Raw genomic sequence first — 16,033 nt, 5'->3', positions numbered from 1 at the left:
TCCCGCAAAAGCCTGGGTACTGTCGGGAGGGCCGGGACACCTCGATGACGAGTCCCGCCCCGCACACCCGAACCGCCCGCCATCCCCCTGGAGCGTGTCCCTCTCCCGGTCCCCGGACCGGTCGATCGCGCGCGCCCGGATCGTCACGTCCCTCAACGAAGAACGGATCCCGCGTGAACACTTCCGACTCCACCCCCACCGCCGGCGTCGGCGCCTGGTTCATCGGCGCACGAGGATCGCTCGCCACGACGGCGACGATCGGCATCCACGCCCTCGCGCTCGGAGCAGCCTCGCCGGTCGGCCTCACCACCGAGACCGACGCCGTGCGCGTCTCGGAGTTCCCGGCCGTCTCCGACATCGTCATCGGCGGCCACGACATCGCCACGACGCCGCTGGAGGAGCGGGCCGAGCACCTCGCCGCCGGGGGGATGTTCCCCGCGGCCCTCGTGGACGCCGTGCGCGAGCGGCTCCGTGCCACGGAGGAGAACCTCCGCGCGGTGCCCACGCTCACCACCACGCAGCAGGAGGAGATCGACCTCCTCGCCGCCGACATCGTCGACTTCCGCGAGCGTCACAACCTGCGCGACGTCGTCGTGATCGACGTCTCGTCCACCGAACCCCTGCCGCCCTACCACCCCGGTTTCGAAGACGACGAGGTGCTGCAGACCGCCCTCACCACCCCGGGCGTGCGCGTGCTCCCGCCCAGCTCCCGCGCCGCCCTCGCCGCCATCGCGGCCGGTGCCGCCTACGCCGCCTTCACCCCCTCGGCATCCCTCCACCTCCCCGTGCTGCGCGCCCGGGCGGAGCGTGCGGGCATCGCCTACGCCGGACAGGACGGCAAGACGGGCGAGACGCTGCTGCGCACGGTGCTCGCGCCGATGTTCGCCGCGCGCGGGTTCCGCGTGCAGTCCTGGGCGGGGACGAACCTGCTCGGCGGCGGCGACGGCGCCACCCTGGCCGACCCGGAGGCCGTGCGCTCCAAGCTCGTGTCGAAGAACCGCGGGCTGCACGCCCTCGTCGGCGACGACGTCGTCGCCCCCCTGCACATCGACAACGTGCCCGACCTCGGCGACGTCAAGACCGCGTGGGACCACGTCAGCGCGACCGGTTTCCTCGGCAGCCGCGTCACCCTGCAGACCACGTGGAGCGCGTACGACTCGGCGCTCGCCGCGCCCCTCGTGATCGACCTCGTGCGATCGCTGTCGCTGGCCACCCGCGCCGGTCACGCCGGCGTGGTCCCCGCCCTCGGCTGCTTCTTCAAAGACCCGTGGGGCAGCGACGTGCACGGCTTCGGCGAGCAGACGGCGCTGTTCGTCGCGTGGGTGCACGAGACGGCGGCCGCCGTGGCGGCGGCGCGGGTCGCCGCACCGTGACGCGGGTCGCGGACTACCTCGACCTCGTCCGCGCCCCCGCGTCGCTGACCGTCCTGGGCGATGCGCTCGTCGGCGCCCTCAGCGCGCGCGGCCCGGGCGGCGACGGGGTGGTGCGCGCGGGTGTCCTCGCGGTGTCGTCGGTGTGCCTCTACAGCGCCGGCATGGCCCTGAACGACTGGGCGGATGCCGACCTCGACGCCGTCGAACGACCGGAACGCCCCATCCCGTCGGGGCGCATCACGCGGTCGCGGGCGCTCGCCGCCGGCATCGGGCTCACGACGGTCGGCGTCGGCGCGGCGTTCGTCGCCGGCCGTCGTTCCGGTGTGGTGTCGCTCGCACTCGCGGGCGCGCTGTGGGCCTACGACCTCGTCTTCAAGCCCACGGCCGCGGGCCCGGTCGTGATGGCCGCCTGCCGCGGACTCGACGTGATGATGGGCGCCGCCGGCCCGGGGTGGCGTCGCGCGCTCCTGCCGGCCGGAGCCGTCGCGGCCCATACCGTCGCCGTCACCGCCGTCTCGCGCGGCGAGGTCGAGGGGTCGACCCGGACCACCGGACGCGCCGCGGTGGCCGTCAGCGCCGCCGTCGCGGCATCCGGTCTCGCGGGCCCGGGCGACCCGGCGGCCGCCGCCCTCGGCGGCGCGCGGTACCTCGCCGCCGTGCTGCCGGGACACCTCGCCGTCGCCCGAGACCCCGACGCGGCGAACGCGCGGACGGCGACCCGCGCGGGCATCCGCGCCGTCGTGCCGCTGCAGGCCGCCCTGGCCGCCCGCGCCGGGTCGACGATCGCCACCCTCGCGCTGCTCGGCGTCGAGGCTGTCGGCCTCGCCCTCGGGCGCCGCCGCTCCCGAGGAGACATCACATGAACGACGTGCCCTGGAGCTGGGGATACGGCACCAACGGTTTCACCGATCACCCGCTGCCGGCGGCGCTGGATGTGATGCAGGGCGAGGGGTACACCGCCGTCGCCCTCACCCTCGGTCACCCGCACCTCGACCCCTTCGCCCCCGACTGGCGCGCCCAGGCCGAGGCGCAGGCCGCCGACCTCCGCCGCCGGGGCATGCGCGTCGTCGTCGAGACCGGCACCCGCTACCTGCTCGATCCGGTGCGCAAGCACCGTCCGACGCTCGTCGACCGCAATGCCGAACCGCGCATGGTGTTCCTCCGCCGCGCGATCGAGATCGCCGCGATCCTCGACGCGGAATGCGTGTCGCTGTGGAGCGGCGTCCTGCCCGACGACGTCTTGATCGACGCCGCACGCGTGCTGCTCGACGAACGCCTGCTCGAGCTCACCGCCGTGGCCGCCGCGGCCGGCGTCACGCTCGCGCTGGAGCCCGAGCCCGGCATGGTCGTCGAGACCGTCGCCGACGCCCTGGCCGTGCGCGCCCGCATCGGGCACCCCGCCATCCTCGGGGTCACCGTCGACCTGGGGCACTGCGTCGTCGTCGAACCCGATGGAGTGGTCGGCGCGCTGCGGGCTGCGGGCGCCCTTCTCCGCAACGTGCAGGCCGACGACATGCTCCCGCACGCGCACGAACACCTCCCCTTCGGCGAAGGAGTCCTCGACCTGGATGCCGCCCTCGCCGCGCTCCGCGAGATCGACTACCGCGGCGTCGTCGCCGTCGAACTGCCCCGGCACGCGCACGCGGCCCCGGCCCTCGCGCGCGAGAGCATGGCGGCGCTCGCCGCCGCGGCGGAGCGGGCCGGTGCGGTAGCGGGGCCGGCGGGCGGCGGGGATCCGGTGACGGGAGGACTGACCGAGGCCGTGGCATCCTCCGCCGCGGGGATCTCCTCCCGCGGCGCCGCCCCCGCGGCGAGCGGAGGACCGGGGAGCAGCGGAGGATCCGCCGCGCCCGCGTCATCCTCCGCTGATCCCTCGCCCTGCGCCGACCACGCCCGCGACCCCCACCCGTGGACGCGGGATGCCGTCGCCGCCGTGCGGACGGATGCCACCCGCGCCGCACGCCTGTTCGCCTCGGCCGGTCGCGAGGTGGGACGCGAACCTCTCTCGGCGGAACCGTTCGCGCCGACCGCCGACGACGTGGCGCGCGCCGCGATCGTCGCCGCCCTCGCCGACGGCGGTGCCGACCCCGCCGTCGCGGCATCTCTGTACCGACGCGGCGACGACGCCGAGCGCCGTGGGGTGCTGCGGGGGCTGGACGCGATCACCGCTCCCGCCCCGGCGTGGCGCGACGCCGGCGTCGACCTGGTCGTCGACGCGCTGCGCGCCAACGACACCCGCCTCGTCGCCGCCGCCCTCGGATCCTTCGCCGCGGCCCACCTCGACGACCACGCGTGGCGTCACGGCGTGCTGAAGTGCGTGTTCCTCGGCATCCCCCTCTCCGTCGTGGCGGAGCTGGACGCTCGCGCAGACGACGAGCTCGCCGCGATGGCCGCGCGCTTCGCCGAGGAGCGCCGCGCCGCCGGGCGAGCCGTGCCCGATGACCTCACCCTCCTGCTCGCTCGTGAAAGGGCCTGACATGCGCATCTTCGATCCCCACATCCACATGACGGCGCGCACCACCGACGACTACGAGGCGATGTACGACGCGGGCGTGCGCGCCCTGGTCGAACCGGCGTTCTGGCTCGGGCAGCCGCGCACGAGCGTCGGGTCGTTCCTGGACTACTTCGACACGCTGATCGGGTGGGAGAGGTTCCGCGCGGCGCAGTTCGGCATCCGTCACCACTGCACGATCGCCCTGAACCCGAAGGAGGCGAACGACCCCCGCTGCCGCGAGGTGATGGCCGAGCTGCCCCACTACCTCGCGAAGGACGGCGTCGTCGCGGTCGGCGAGACCGGCTACGACTCGATGACCCCCGAAGAGGATGAGATCCTGAGCCAGCACCTCACGCTCGGGATGGAGTTCGAGCTGCCCGTCCTCGTGCACACCCCGCACCGCGACAAGGCCGTCGGCACGCAGCGCACGCTCGACGTGGTCGCCGAGTCCGGCATCCCGATGGAGTACGTGCTCGTCGACCACCTCAACGAGACGTGCGTGGACGCCGTCGCCGACAGCGGCGCGTGGATGGGTTTCTCGATCTACCCCGACACCAAGATGGACGAGCAGCGCGTGGTCGCGATCATGCAGCGCATCGGCCTCGACCGGGTGATCGTCAACTCCGCCGCCGACTGGGGACGCTCCGACCCGTTGAAGACGGCGAAGACGGGCCTGGCCATGCTCGACGCGGGCTTCAGCGACGACGACGTCGACCGCATCCTGTGGCGCAACCCCCGTGACTTCTACGCGCAGAGCGGCCGCGTGAACACCGATCCGATCGAGGGCTTCGCCCCGGCGAGCCAGGGGCCCGACCTCTTCGAGGGCAACTCCGTGCTGCGCGGCATGGCCTCGCGCACCCCGGCGCCCTCGCGGGCCGTCGCGGACGAGAGCCCCGCGCGCCAGGGAGCCTGATGCACCTCTCTTATTGCACGAACGTCCACCCCGCCGAAGACCTCGCCGGCATCGTCCGCCAGCTCGACGAGCACGCCGGTCCCGTACGCCGAGAAGCCGGTCTCGACCGGCTCGGTGTGGGCCTGTGGATGCCGGTGGGCGTGGCATCCGTCCTCGCCGGCGACCCGGCGGCTCGTGAGACGCTCGCCGACGCCCTCGAGCGCAACGGCCTCGAACTGCGCACCGTGAACGCCTTCCCGTACCGCGGATTCCACGACGACGTCGTCAAGCTCGCGGTGTACCGGCCCGACTGGACCACGGCCGAGCGTCTCACCTACACGCTCGACTGCGCCCGGGCGCTGGCGGCTCTGCTGCCCGAGGGTGCCGAGGGCAGCATCTCGACCCTGCCGCTGGGCTGGCGGGAGGGGTGGGATGCCGCGGCCTCCCGCGCCGCGGAAGAGAACCTCGCCCGCCTGGTCGAGGGTCTCGCCACCCTCCAGCGCGAGACCGGCCGCACCGTGCGCGTGGGTATCGAGCCCGAGCCGGGCTGCATCCTCGACGACGTCGCCGACGTCGTGGCGTGGCTCGCCGCGCGACCCGCGCTCATCGCCGACGGCCGGTTGGGTCTGTGTCTCGACACCTGCCACCTCGCCGTGTCGTTCGCGGACCCCGCCACCGTCGTCGCCGCCGCGACGGCCGCGGGCGTGCGCGTCGTGAAGGTGCAGGCGTCGGTGGCCCTCGAAGTGCCCGACCCCGCCGACCCGCGCTCGGTCGCGGTGCTCCGTCCCTTCGCCGAGGAGCGGTACGTGCACCAGGTGCGCTCCGCGCGCGGCACGCACGCCGCAGACGACCTGCCCGAGGTCCTCGACGCGCGGGCGTCCTGGCCGGCGGATCAGCCGTGGCGGGTGCACGTGCACATCCCCCTGCACGCCCGGCCGGCCGCGCCCCTGCGCGCAACGACCGAGGTGCTGGTCGCGGCCGTCGACGCCGTGATGGCGGCCCCGGGCGGCGACGACGCGCACCTCGACGTCGAGACCTACACGTGGTCGGTGCTGCCCGCGTCGCTCCAGCCCGCGTCGCTCGTCGACGGCATCGCCGCCGAGCTGCGCTGGGTGCGCGAACACCTGTCGCACGCGCTGCCGGAGGCGCCCGAGAGCACACGTTCGGCTCGAGAGCACACCCTCGGGCGCGCGCACAACGCGTCGCCTCGACACGATCGTGTGATCTCGGCACGGCAGCCGGGTGCACGCACCGCAATCGACGGCGGGAGCCGCGCATGAGCAAAGTCCTCCTCCTCGACATCGTGGGGCTCACCCCGCGGGCCCTCGCGGCGATGCCGGGCCTGAGCGCCCTCGGGCGCCAGGGCGGTCAGACGGGGCTCGACACGATCCTTCCCGCCGTCACGTGCAGCGTGCAGTCGACGATGCTCACCGGTCTCGCGCCGCGCGAGCACGGCATCGTCGGCAACGGCTGGTACTTCCGCGGACTCGGCGACCCGCTGCTGTGGCGCCAGCACAACAAGCTCGTCGCGGGAGAGAAAGTGTGGGAGACCGCGCGCCGCGCGCGTCCGGAGCTGCGCACCGCCAATCTCGGCTGGTGGTTCGCGATGGGCGCGACGACCGATGTCACCGTCACCCCGCGCCCGGTCTATCACGCCGACGGACGCAAGAGCCCCGACGCCTACGTGCGCCCCGCGGCCCTCCACGACCAGCTCGTGGGCGCGCTGGGGGAGTTCCCGCTCTTCCAGTACTGGGGGCCGACCGCGACCATCCGCAGCAGCGCCTGGCTCGCCGAGGCGACGCGCGGCATGATCACCGAGCGGTGGGGCCCCGCGCCCGACCTCGCGATGGCGTACCTGCCGCACCTCGACTACGACCTGCAGCGTTTCGGGCCGAACGGCGCCGAGGCCGAGCGCGCCGCCCGCGAGCTCGACGACACCATCGCGCCGCTGCTCGGCGACGCCCTCGACCGCGGCTACACGGTCGTCGCGGTGTCGGAGTACGGCATCGAGCAGGCGTCGCGCCCGGTCGACGTCAACCGGGCGCTGCGGCGGGAGGGGTTGCTCGAGGTCTACGTGCAGGACGGCCGCGAGCAGCTCGACCCGTGGACCTCGCGCGCGTTCGCCGTCGCCGACCATCAGGTGGCCCACGTCTACGTCCCGGATGCCGCCGACCTGCGGCGCGTGGCCGGACTGCTGTCCGCGCTCGACGGCGTCGACGAGGTGCTCGACCGCGAGGCTCAGGCCCGGTACGGCCTCGACCACGAGCGCTCCGGCGACCTCGTGGTGGTGGCCGAGCCCGGGGCGTGGTTCACCTACTACTTCTGGCTCGACGACGACCGCGCGCCCGAGTACGCCCGCGGTGTCGACATCCACCGCAAGCCCGGGTACGACCCCGCCGAGCTGTTCTTCGACCCCGCCGACCGACTGGCCAAGGCGAAGGCCGGCGTGAACCTGGTGAAGAAGAAGGTGGGGCTGCGCTACGCGATGAGCACCGTGCCGCTCGATCCCTCCTGCGTGCGCGGCACCCACGGCCGCCTGCCCTCGTCGCGCCAGGATGCGCCGATGGTGGTGACCAGCGACCCGGGGCTGCTCCCCGACGTCGAGGCGGTGCCCGCGGCCGGCGTGCGCGATCTGGTGCTGCGCGGGCTCGGCGTCTGACGCGCACTCGCGGCGGAACGCAACGCAGGAGTCTCGGGATCGAGCCCGCCTTGCCGCGCGCCGAGAGCAGTGTTCGGGCGGCGGCGGCCTGTACGGTCTCAGCCGTTCGGCGCGCGGCCGCTCCCGGACGCCGGGCAGACAGAAGGGCCGGGTGCCCCACGCACCCGGCCCTTCCGTGGCTCGCTTCCGCAGCCCCCCGTTCAGCGCTGACTGAACGCCGCGTCGAACGCCGCCCCGGAGGGCTCGTACGTCGACAGCTTCCGCACGAATCCGAGCGCCTCGGGCGCTCCGACCAGGCGGTCCATCCCCGCATCCTCCCACTCGACCGACAACGGACCGTCGTAGCCGATGGCGTTCAGCATGCGGAACGCGTCCTCCCACGGCACGTCGCCGTGACCGGTGGAGATGAAGTCCCACCCGCGGCGGGGATCCGCCCACGGCAGGTGCGACGACAGGCGGCCGTTGCGCCCGTTGGTGAGGCGCTTCTTGGTGTCCTTGCAGTGCACGTGGAAGATCTTGTCCTGGAAGTCCCAGAGGAACGCGACGGGGTCGATGTCCTGCCACACCATGTGCGAGGGGTCCCAGTTCAGCCCGAACGCCTCGCGGTGCCCGATGGCCTCCAGTGCCCGCTTCGTCGTCCAGTAGTCGTAGGCGATCTCCGACGGGTGCACCTCGTGCGCGAAGCGCACGCCGACCTCGTCGAACACGTCGAGGATGGGATTCCACCGGTCCGCGAAGTCCTGGTAGCCGGCATCCACCATCTCCTCGGTGGCGGGCGGGAACATCGCGACGTACTTCCAGATGCTCGAACCGGTGAAGCCTGTGACGGTCTTCACCCCCAGCTTGGATGCCAGGCGCGCGGTGTTCTTCAGTTCTTCGGCGGCGCGCTGGCGCACGCCCTCGGGGTCGCCGTCGCCCCACACGCGGTCCGACACGATGTCGCGATGGCGCTGGTCGATGGGGTCGTCGCAGACGACCTGGCCCTTGAGGTGGTTGGAGATGGTCCACACCTTCAGGCCGTTGCGCTCGAGCACGTCGAGCTTGCCCTGCACGTAGGCCTCGTCGTCCCAGCGCCAGGGGTCGAGGTGGTCGCCCCAGCAGGCGATCTCGAGGCCGTCGTAGCCCCATTCGCCGGCGAGGCGCGCGACCTCGTCGAAGGGCAGGTCGGCCCACTGGCCGGTGAACAGCGTGATCGGTCGCGTCATCGCGGAAGTCCTCTCGTCGGGCGGGTCGGGGATGCGATTCAGGATGCCGCGAGCACGCGCTCGGCGGAAGCGACGACCGACGGCGACTCGACGCCCGTCCAGACGCCGTCGGCGTCGGAGCTGCGCGCGACGGCGTCCAGCACCTCCTGGACGTGGAGTCCGTCGGCGAACGAGGGACGGGGGTCGAGGCCCGCGGCGACCGCCTCGACGAAGTCCTTCGCCTGGTGCGAGAAGCCGTGCTCGTAGCCCAGCATGTGGCCGGTGGGCCACCAGGCGCCGACGTAGGGGTGCCCGGGCTCGGTGACGAGGATGCGGCGGAAGCCCTGTTCGGTGTCGGGGAGGGTCGCGTCGTAGTACTGCAGTTCGTTGGGGCTCTCGAGGTCGAACGAGAGGGAGCCGAGCGAGCCGGCGATCTCGACGCGCAGGGCGTTCTTGCGGCCGAGGCGGAAGCGGGACGCCTCGAACGAGGCGAGGGCACCGGACTCCAGGCGTCCGGTGAACAGGGCGAGATCGTCGACGGTGACGGCGCCGCGTCCGGCGCCGGCCGAACCCGACAGGCCCGACGACGCCGCGAGCACGGGGCGTTCGGCGACGATCGTCTCGAGGACGCCCGCGACGCGGGTGAGGCGCTGTCCGGTCATGAACTCGGTGATGTCGACGGCGTGGGCGCCGATGTCGCCGAGGGCGCCGGAACCGGCGCGGTCCTTCTGCAGACGCCACGTGAGGGGCGCTTCGGCATCGCTCAACCAGTCCTGGAGGTACTCGGCGCGCACCTGGCGGATGTCGCCGAGGCGGCCGGCGGCGATGAGGTCGCGCGCGAAGGTGGTCGCGGGGAGGCGGCGGTAGGTGAAGCCCACCATCGACCGGACGCCGTTCGCGGCGGCGGCAGCCGCGGCATCCGCCATCCGTCGGGCTTCGTCGACGGTGTTGGCGAGGGGCTTCTCGCAGAGCACGTGCTTGCCGGCCTCGAGGGCGGCGATGGCGATCTCGGCGTGGGTGTCGCCGGGGGTGACGATGTCGACGACGTCGATGTCGTCGCGCTCGAGCACCTCGCGCCAGTCGGTCGAGCTCTCGGCCCATCCCCACGTCTCGGACGCGGCCCGGGTGCGGGCGGCGTCGCGTCCGACGAGGACGCTCATCTCGGGGGCGAGGGGGAGATCGAAGAAGCGGGGAGCGACGCGCCATCCCTGGGAGTGCGCGGCGCCCATGAATCCCGCGCCGATCATGGCGATGCGAAGGTGCTGGGTCACGATGAGGTCTTTCTGTGGGGGGAACGAGGACGGGGCGCCCGCGACGAGCGCGGACGCCCCGAACCGGGTCAGGACTCGAACGACAGATCGATGAAGGACGCCACGTTGTCCTTGGTCACGACCGGCGCGTCGAGCACGATGCGGTTGGGAACGCTCGGGGTGATGAGGTCACCCGCGGTCTTGCCCTGGGCGATGAGACGCGCGAGGGCGATGCCGTCGGCGGCCTGCGTCGAGGGGTAGATGACCGTCGCCTGCAGCGGGGTGTCTCCGGCCTCGATGGCCTCCATGGCGTTGCGGCTACCGGCGCCGCCGACCATGAAGAACTCGTCGCGACCCGACGCCGTGATGGCGGCGAGCACGCCGATGCCCTGGTCGTCGTCGTGGTTCCAGATGGCGTCGATCTTCGGGTTGGCCGAGAGCAGCTGCGAGGTGGACGACTCGCCGCCCTGCACGGTGAAGTCGGCGGCGACGCGCGGGCCGACCTCGAGACCGCAGTCCGACAGGGCGTCGGCGAAGCCCGCCGAGCGGTCCTGGGTCAGCGGCAGCGAGTCGATGCCGGCGATCTCGGCGACGACGGCGTCGCTGTTGCCCTCGAGCTGCGAGCAGATGTACGTGCCGGCGCTGACGCCCATGCCGTAGTTGTCACCGAGCACGGTCGAACGAGCGGCGAAGGGGCTCGAGAACTCGCGGTCGACGTTGATGACCGGGATGCCGGCCTCCATCGCCTTGATCGCGACCTCGGTGAGGGCGGCACCGTCACTGGGGAGCAGAACGATGGCGTCCACGCCGTTGTTGATGAAGGTCTCGACGGCGGCGATCTGCGCGTTGACGTCGTTGGTGCCCTCGGCGACCTGCAGGTCGACGTCGGGGAAGCTCTCGGCGGCGGCGAGCGCGCCGGAGTTGATGGCTCCGAGCCATCCGTGGTCGGCGGCGGGGCCGGAGAAGCCGATCGTGACGGTGTCGCCGGCGGCGGCGTTCTCCTCGGTGCTGGTGCCCTGGTCGACGACGTTCTCGGCGTCGGTGTTGGAGCTCGTGCAACCGGCGAGCAGGCCGACCGACGCGAGCACGGCGACACCGGTGAGAACGAGACGGGAACGCGACTTCATCTGTGAGCGCATGTACTTCCTCCTTGAATGTGATGCAGCGGGGGTCGTCGCGGACGCGGGTCGTCCCGAAGGAAGGGTCCACTCTGACGCGGCTCACGCTAGCAGAAGTATCGGTTTGGTAGTCAACTTTTGATATCAAGCCGATAAAAGTGGGTGGCAACCTCGCGAGGGCCGGTACTACTGCCCCCTCCGTCGGCGATCGCCGGGGGCGGCGGTCTCGGTGCCAACGCATTTATGCGTGTCGCACGTCGGAGATGTCGCGTGTTATGTTCGCTCCGTGATCAAAGTTGACCATGCGTCGTCATTACTCGAAGTCCGCGGCGTCACGAAGTCCTTCGCCGGGGTACACGCCCTGCGCGGCGTCGACCTCGAAGTGCGCCCCGGTGAGGTGCACTGCGTGCTCGGCCAGAACGGCGCGGGCAAATCCACCCTCATCAAGACGCTCGCCGGCGTGCACCGTCCCGACGGCGGCACGATCACCTGGCAGGGGGAGGGCGTCGAGATCGCCGACCCGCAGGCGGCGATCGACCTGGGCATCGCCACGATGTACCAGGAGCTCGACGTCGTCGACGGCCTCACGATCGCTGAGAACATCTTCCTCGGACACGAGCTCGCCCGCGGCGGCTTCACGAAGCGCTCCGCGGCGGCGCGACAGACGACCGATCTGCTGCGCCGTCTCGGGCACGCGAGCCTCTCGCCACACACCGAGGTCGGCTCGCTCAGCGCCGCCAACAAGCAGATCGTGAGCATGGCGCGCGCGCTGTCGCACGACATCAAGCTCATCATCATGGACGAGCCGTCGGCCGTGCTCGACAGCGAAGAGGTGAAGAACCTCTTCGCCGTGGTGCGGGAGCTGACCGCCGAGGGCATCGCGGTCGTCTACATCACCCACCGCCTCGAGGAGATCCGCGAGATCGGCGACCGCATCACCGTCCTCAAGGACGGTCGCACGACGGCGGTGGGACTCCCCGCCGCCGAGACGCCGAAGTCCGAGCTCATCCGCCTCATGACCGGCCGTGAGATCACCAACGTCTTCCCCGAGCGTGCGCCGATCGCCGCCGACGCCCCCGTCGTGCTCGAGGTGAAGGACCTCGCCCTTTCGGGAGTCTTCTCCGACGTCTCCTTCACCGTGCGCGCGGGAGAGGTGGTCGGACTCGCCGGACTCGTCGGCTCCGGGCGCTCCGAGATCCTCGAGACGGTGTACGGCGCCCGCCGTTCTTCGAACGGCAGCGTCAGCGTCAAGGGACGCCCGCTGCCGCGCGGGTCGGTGTTCGCCGCGGTCCGCGCCGGCGTCGGCCTCTCGCCGGAGGAGCGCAAGAGCCAGGGCCTCGTGCTCGACGAGCCGATCTACGTCAACGCCACGCTCGCGTCGATGTCGCGCTTCGCCAAGGGCGGGTTCCTCGACGACCGCTCCGCTCGACGCGTCGCCGAACAGCAGATCGAGGCCCTCGAGCTGCGCCCGGCCGACCCCGACCGTGCGGCGCGCACCCTCTCCGGCGGTAACCAGCAGAAGATCCTCCTCGCCCGCTGGCTCATCCACGGCACCGAGGTGCTGCTGCTCGACGAGCCCACCCGCGGCGTCGACGTCGGCGCCCGCGCCGAGATCTACGCGCTCATCCGCGACCTCGCCGCCGCCGGCAACGCCGTCGTCGTGGTCTCGAGCGAGATCGAAGAAGTCCTGGGCCTCGCCGACGTCGTGCTCGTCGTGGCCGACGGCCAGATCCTCCGCACGCTCCCCTCCCACCAGATCGACGAGCACGGCGTGCTCGACCTCGTCATGAAAGGATCCGCCGCGTGAGCGAGCCGACCACCCCGACCCGTGTGCGCACGGTTCCCGCCGAGGCCGGCGCTGCGCCGGCCGCCCCCTCATCGACATCGCCCGTGCGGGCGTTCTTCTCCGGCTCCGCCGGCCGCAACATCGGCCTCGTCGTCGCCCTCGTCGTGATGATGATCGTCGGCGCCATCTCGGCCCCGGGGACCTTCCTCACGGTCGACAACATCTTCGTGATCCTCCGCCAGGCCTCGATCACGGGAGTCGTGGCCATCGCGATGACCCTCGTCATCATCGCCGGCGGCATCGACCTGTCCGTCGGATCCGTCGTGGGTCTGGCATCCGTCGTCGGCACGCTCGCCGTCGTGCAGGACCTCGCCGATTCGATGCACTGGATCGTCTTCGTGATCTTCGCGCTCGCCGTGGGCGCCTTCGCGGGCCTGATCAACGGCATCGTCATCGCGTACGGCAACGTCGTGGCGTTCATGGCGACACTGGCGATGCTCGTGGGGGCGCGAGGTCTCGCCGAGATCCTCGCCGAGCGCCGCACGCTCGTCGTCGAGGACCGCAGCTTCATCACCTTCATGAACTCCGACATCCTCGGGGTGAACATGCTCGTCTGGATCTTCGCGATCGTGGCGGTGCTCGGCTGGGTGCTGCTGAACCGCACCACCTTCGGTCGTCGCACCATCGCCATCGGCGGCAACCGCGAGGCCGCTCGCCTGGCGGGCATCAACGTCAAGCGTCACGTCATGTGGCTCTACGTGCTCGTGGGCCTCGCCTCCGGCATCGCCGGTGTGATGTTCCTCGGACGCACCACCGCGGGCAGCTCGACCAACGGTCAGCTCCTCGAGCTCGACGTGATCGCGGCCGTGGTCGTCGGAGGGACGCTCCTCGTGGGCGGCCGCGGCACGATCACCGGCACCGTCTTCGGCGTGCTGATCTTCGCGACGCTCACGAACGTGTTCATTCAGAACAACCTGTCCTCTTCGGTCCAGGCGGTGGCGAAAGGTGTCATCATCGTGGTCGCGGTGCTGCTGCAGCAGCGCTTCTCCCGCCCTCCCGGACGGAGCTGACGAAACCTTGTGCCGTCGGCGGCTGCGTAATGTGCGTAGCCGCCTTCGGCATGTGGATCGAACGCATGTCAACTAATGGTGTACTGAGGGCGTGAAGAGGATGACGACAGATTCCGTGCAGTCGGTCAACGGCGTGAGCCAGTTGTTCCAGCTGCTGCGAGACGGGGTCCCGCGCACCCGCGCGGAACTGGCCAAGTCCACCGGCCTGGCGAGGTCCACCGTCGCCGTGCGCGTCGACGAGCTCATGCGGATGGGTCTCATCACGCCGGTCGCCGACGCGGTGTCCACCGGCGGTCGTCCGCCGTCGCAGTTCGCGATCAACCCCGCCGCGAAGGTCGTCGTCGCCGTCGACCTCGGCGCCTCGCACGGCACGGTCGCCATCGCCGACCTCACGGGCAAGGTGCTGTCGGAGAAGACCGGCGAGATCGACATCGCCCTCGGCCCCGAGCCCGTGCTCACCTGGCTCGTCGAGACGGCATCCGTCCTCCTCACCGAGTCGGGACGCTCGGCCTCCGACGTCGCCGCGATGGGCATCGGCGTCCCCGGTCCCGTCGAGCACTCCACGGGCCAACCCGTGAACCCCCCGATCATGCCCGGCTGGGACCGCTTCGACATCCCCGGCTGGATCAACCGCCACATGCCGGTTCCCGTGCTCGTCGACAACGACGTCAACATCATGGCGCTCGGCGAACGCAGCGTCGCCTGGCCCGCCGTCGAGCACTTCATGTTCGTCAAGGTCGCCACCGGGATCGGCACCGGCATCATCTCCGACGGTCGTCTGCAGCGCGGCGCCCAGGGCATCGCCGGTGACATCGGTCACGTGCAGGTCGCGCGCGGCGCCGACATCCCGTGCCAGTGCGGCAACCGCGGCTGCCTCGAGGCCCTGGCATCCGGTCCCGCCATCGCCCGCGCCCTGCGCGCGCAGGGGATCGAGGCGCACACCGGCTCCGACGTCGTCGACCTCGTCAAGCGCGGCAACATCGACGCGATCCAGGCGGTGCGCCAGGCTGGTCGCGACATCGGCGAGGTGCTCACGACGTGCGTCAGCCTCATGAACCCGTCGGTGATCGCCATCGGCGGCTCGATGGCACGGGTCGGCGAGCACCTGATCGCGGGCGTGCGCGAGGTCGTCTACACCCGCTCCACGCCTCTGGCCACCGAGTACCTCTCGATCGTGCAGTCCGTGGCGGCGGAGAACGCCGCGGTCATCGGCGCGAGCATGCTCGCCGTCGAGCACGCGCTCGCCCCCGAGTCGTTGAACGCCGCGTTCCTGCGGGCCTGACCGGCGGGGCTCCACCCTTCGCACGCACCGTTGCTCCGCGGTCGAACGATCGCGGCCCCAGGGCCGAGCGTCACTGCCAGGATGAGCTCGTGACGCGGAGCATCGGATGAAGATCGCCGTCGCGGGTGCGACCGGCACCGTCGGCCGGTACGTCGTCGACGTGGCACGAGAGCGGGGCCACCGCCTCGTGCTGCTGTCCCGCCGCGCAGGGCACGACCTCACGAGCGGCGACGTCTCCGCTGCTCTCGCCGGGGTCGACGCGATCGTCGACGTCCTCGGCATCCAGACTCTTTCGCGGCGACGCGCGACGCGCTTCTTCGAGGCCACCTCGGACACGCTGCACCGTTCGGGCGCGCGAGCGGGGGTTCCGCATCTGGTGGCGCTGTCGATCGTCGGCATCGACGGCGTGGACTCCTCCTACTACGGCGCGAAACTCGCACACGAGCGGGCCGTGGAGACGGGCATCCTTCCGCACACCGTGCTGCGGGCCGCGCAGTTCCACGAGTTCGCCCGGCAGACGGTCTCGCGCGGTGCATTCGGGCCGGTCGTGATCGTCCCGAAAGCGCGCCTGCGGCCGGTGGCGGCGCACGAGGTCGCCGGAGAACTCGTCCGCGTGGCGGAGGGCGATCCGGCGGGTCGGGCGACGGATCTCGTCGGGCCGCGCGACGAGATCCTCTGGGACATGGTCCGCGCCGTGCTCGCTCAGGACGGGTCTCGCCGCCCGGCGCGGCAGATCGCCCTTCCCGGCCGGATGGGCGCCGCGATGGCTTCCGGGCGCTTGCGTGGGACGGATGAGGTGCGGCGGGGCGTCGTGACGTTCTCCGAGTGGCTGCGGAGTGCCGGCGTTCCACGCTGAGCTGACGCCCCGGTGAGAAGCGGGCCGTCGGAGCGCCCCTCGGGTTCGGCTTCGCGCAAATCGGCACGT

General features: G+C 71.9%; 13 protein-coding genes. 10 read left to right on the top strand and 3 right to left on the bottom strand.

The window, feature by feature from the left end; genetic code table 11:
• The first annotated feature begins 173 nt into the window (after positions 1–173).
• The 6 genes from QRO03_RS11195 to QRO03_RS11170 are packed head-to-tail and all read left to right on the top strand — an operon-like array spanning position 174 to position 7,418.
• Positions 174–1,373, top strand: a complete 1,200-nt coding sequence (locus QRO03_RS11195) for an inositol-3-phosphate synthase (RefSeq protein WP_285137575.1) — start codon at positions 174–176, stop codon at positions 1,371–1,373.
• Entirely contained in the window at positions 1,370–2,236 is an 867-nt protein-coding gene (locus tag QRO03_RS11190) for an SCO3242 family prenyltransferase (protein WP_285137574.1), read from the top strand. The genes QRO03_RS11195 and QRO03_RS11190 overlap by 4 nt, the downstream gene beginning before the upstream one ends.
• Positions 2,233–3,849: an EboA domain-containing protein gene (locus QRO03_RS11185; protein WP_285137573.1), complete on the top strand. Its 1,617-nt coding sequence runs from the start codon at positions 2,233–2,235 to the stop codon at positions 3,847–3,849. The genes QRO03_RS11190 and QRO03_RS11185 overlap by 4 nt, the downstream gene beginning before the upstream one ends.
• Position 3,850: 1 nt before the next feature.
• On the top strand, positions 3,851–4,780 hold the full coding sequence (locus QRO03_RS11180) for a TatD family hydrolase (RefSeq protein ID WP_285137572.1): 930 nt from the start codon (positions 3,851–3,853) through the stop codon (positions 4,778–4,780).
• Positions 4,780–6,039: a metabolite traffic protein EboE gene (gene eboE, locus QRO03_RS11175; protein WP_285137571.1), complete on the top strand. Its 1,260-nt coding sequence runs from the start codon at positions 4,780–4,782 to the stop codon at positions 6,037–6,039. Before QRO03_RS11180 ends, eboE begins: the two co-directional genes overlap by 1 nt.
• Positions 6,036–7,418: an alkaline phosphatase family protein gene (locus tag QRO03_RS11170; RefSeq protein ID WP_285137570.1), complete on the top strand. Its 1,383-nt coding sequence runs from the start codon at positions 6,036–6,038 to the stop codon at positions 7,416–7,418. Before eboE ends, QRO03_RS11170 begins: the two co-directional genes overlap by 4 nt.
• 200 nt (positions 7,419–7,618) lie before the next feature.
• On the opposite strand, the gene QRO03_RS11165 is transcribed toward QRO03_RS11170, so the two are convergent.
• The 3 genes from QRO03_RS11165 to QRO03_RS11155 all read right to left on the bottom strand — a co-directional run bounded on the left by QRO03_RS11165 (position 7,619) and on the right by QRO03_RS11155 (position 10,991).
• Positions 7,619–8,623 (bottom strand): sugar phosphate isomerase/epimerase family protein, encoded by a 1,005-nt coding sequence (locus QRO03_RS11165; RefSeq protein ID WP_183419326.1) that lies wholly within the window; start codon positions 8,621–8,623, stop codon positions 7,619–7,621.
• 38 nt (positions 8,624–8,661) lie between these two features.
• Complete coding sequence (locus tag QRO03_RS11160) at positions 8,662–9,849, bottom strand: Gfo/Idh/MocA family protein (RefSeq protein ID WP_285137683.1); 1,188 nt, start codon at positions 9,847–9,849, stop codon at positions 8,662–8,664.
• A 92-nt stretch (positions 9,850–9,941) separates the two neighbouring features.
• Positions 9,942–10,991 (bottom strand): substrate-binding domain-containing protein, encoded by a 1,050-nt coding sequence (locus tag QRO03_RS11155; protein ID WP_285137569.1) that lies wholly within the window; start codon positions 10,989–10,991, stop codon positions 9,942–9,944.
• 265 nt (positions 10,992–11,256) lie between these two features.
• Here QRO03_RS11155 and QRO03_RS11150 point away from each other — a divergent pair, with 265 nt between their 5' ends.
• From QRO03_RS11150 to QRO03_RS11135, 4 genes are all read left to right on the top strand, one after another.
• Positions 11,257–12,777 (top strand): sugar ABC transporter ATP-binding protein, encoded by a 1,521-nt coding sequence (locus tag QRO03_RS11150; protein WP_285137568.1) that lies wholly within the window; start codon positions 11,257–11,259, stop codon positions 12,775–12,777.
• Entirely contained in the window at positions 12,774–13,826 is a 1,053-nt protein-coding gene (locus QRO03_RS11145; protein ID WP_502883037.1) for an ABC transporter permease, read from the top strand. The genes QRO03_RS11150 and QRO03_RS11145 overlap by 4 nt, the downstream gene beginning before the upstream one ends.
• Positions 13,827–13,926: 100 nt before the next feature.
• Entirely contained in the window at positions 13,927–15,108 is a 1,182-nt protein-coding gene (locus tag QRO03_RS11140; protein ID WP_285137567.1) for an ROK family transcriptional regulator, read from the top strand.
• A 106-nt stretch (positions 15,109–15,214) separates the two neighbouring features.
• Positions 15,215–15,964 carry an SDR family oxidoreductase gene (locus tag QRO03_RS11135; protein ID WP_285137566.1) on the top strand — a complete coding sequence of 250 codons (750 nt, stop codon included), beginning with the start codon at positions 15,215–15,217 and terminating at the stop codon, positions 15,962–15,964.
• The last annotated feature ends 69 nt before the right edge of the window (positions 15,965–16,033 follow it).

Origin of the sequence: Microbacterium sp. lyk4-40-TSB-66 (genome assembly GCF_030209475.1) — a bacterium.
Classification (GTDB): domain Bacteria; phylum Actinomycetota; class Actinomycetes; order Actinomycetales; family Microbacteriaceae; genus Microbacterium.
The sequence above is the reverse complement of the archived record's forward strand: the minus strand, read 5'-3'. Positions and strand labels throughout refer to the sequence as shown.